The following is a 1,612-nucleotide window of genomic DNA, read 5'->3' as shown; positions in this document are numbered from 1 at the left end:
CTGTCAGAATGGTCCGAATCATTCAGCCAACGACCCAGACGGGCTATTATGACACATCCTCTTTCTATTTTATACACACCGAGCATTTGCCTGGTATATTAGGGATTTGAATGCAATATTAAAAATATATTCATATTTTAACTAAAAACTTGCAAATTCATTTAAGCTTTCAGAAAAAAATGGTTAAAGAATCTGATTTTGCGAGTAAATTATACATTTCATTTGAAATCATTTCGTTATCTTTGCGTGTGAGAAAACTTATAACCGGCAGGATGCCGTCATAAAGATAATAACTTCGCCATAAATTATTTATTAAATAGTGGGAATAATTATCTTTGGATAAGTTGTTTATTGTTCTGTCGGAATGTCGGTTGGCATGAATTTTTATTCATGTCTGATGACTTGCCGCGCCAAAGATAGTTAAAAGAGTGGAGATTCCAAATAAATTATCCTATATTTATTGGATAAATATACAAAATGAATAAAACATGTATAATCGTTGCATTATGTAAGGATAATGCTGCAGATTATACATGTTTGCTTTTTTTAGAATGAATCGTGTCACATTTGCTGGTAATCCTTGGCGAGACCACCTATGCCGGTTTCCTTGTACAAAGAGGGTAGGTCGTGACCTGTCTCGCGCATTACGTTTACGAGCTTGTCAAAGCTGACTCGATGCACGCCATCAGAGAATGAGGAATATATGTTGGCATCGAGTGCGCGTGCCGCGGCATATGCATTGCGCTCGATGCAGGGAATCTGCACGAGACCGCATACGGGGTCGCATGTCATGCCGAGGTGGTGTTCGAGTCCCATTTCGGCAGCATATTCAATTTGCGCCGGACTGCCTCCGAAGAGCTGGTTGGCAGCGGCGGCTGCCATGGCGCAGGCTACGCCCACCTCCCCCTGACAGCCTACCTCGGCACCGGATATGGATGCGTTCTCTTTGACCACATTGCCGATGAGTCCGGCTGTAGCCAAGGCTCTGAGCACCCTCTCCTCGGGGAGATCGCGGCTTTTCCATAGATGGTAGAGCACTCCGGGCACAACACCGCACGAACCGCACGTCGGAGCTGTGACGATAACTCCTCCCGATGCGTTTTCCTCACTGACCGCCAATGCGTATGCAAAAGTGAGACCGCGGCTTTTAAGGTTGTCTCTGTAGCCTGTAGCTTTCACATAATATTGCGCTGCCTTACGTCTGAGGTTTAGCGGACCGGGAAGACGGCCTTCGCGTGTAATTCCTCTTTCCACCGCCTCTTTCATCGCTTCCCATACGTTGTGCAGATAATCCCAGATTTCAGGACCTTCGCACTCCTCTACATATTCCCAATAGCATTTTCCGCTGCGTTCACAATATTCAAGGATGTCGGTCATCTTGTTCATCGGATAGATGTCTTCCGATTCAATGTCCGCGTCACCCTCTATTTTTATCGCGCCTCCCCCGACGCTGTATACCGTCATTTCAAAAAGAGTCTTGCCTTCCGGGTCGAGAGCCTTGAAAAGCATGGCGTTCGGATGGTAAGGGAGGAAGATGTCCGGTTGCCATATGATTTCCACCTCTTTCCCTGCCTCGCGGAAAGTGTCGATAATTGCCACATCGGTCATGGGT

1 protein-coding gene is annotated in these 1,612 nt (G+C 46.1%); it reads right to left on the bottom strand.

Annotated elements, in window-relative coordinates; all coding sequences use genetic code 11:
• Nucleotides 1-561: 561 nt before the first annotated feature.
• Nucleotides 562-1,612: L-serine ammonia-lyase (locus JX312_RS13365; RefSeq protein WP_204458407.1), on the bottom strand; the 1,051-nt coding region annotated here is incomplete at its 5' end.

The sequence above is a fragment of the Barnesiella sp. CU968 genome (assembly GCF_905219685.1).
GTDB classification, from domain to species: domain Bacteria; phylum Bacteroidota; class Bacteroidia; order Bacteroidales; family Muribaculaceae; genus Lepagella; species Lepagella muris_A.
Note: the sequence above shows the minus strand (reverse complement) of the source record. Positions and strands in the feature narration are given on the sequence as shown.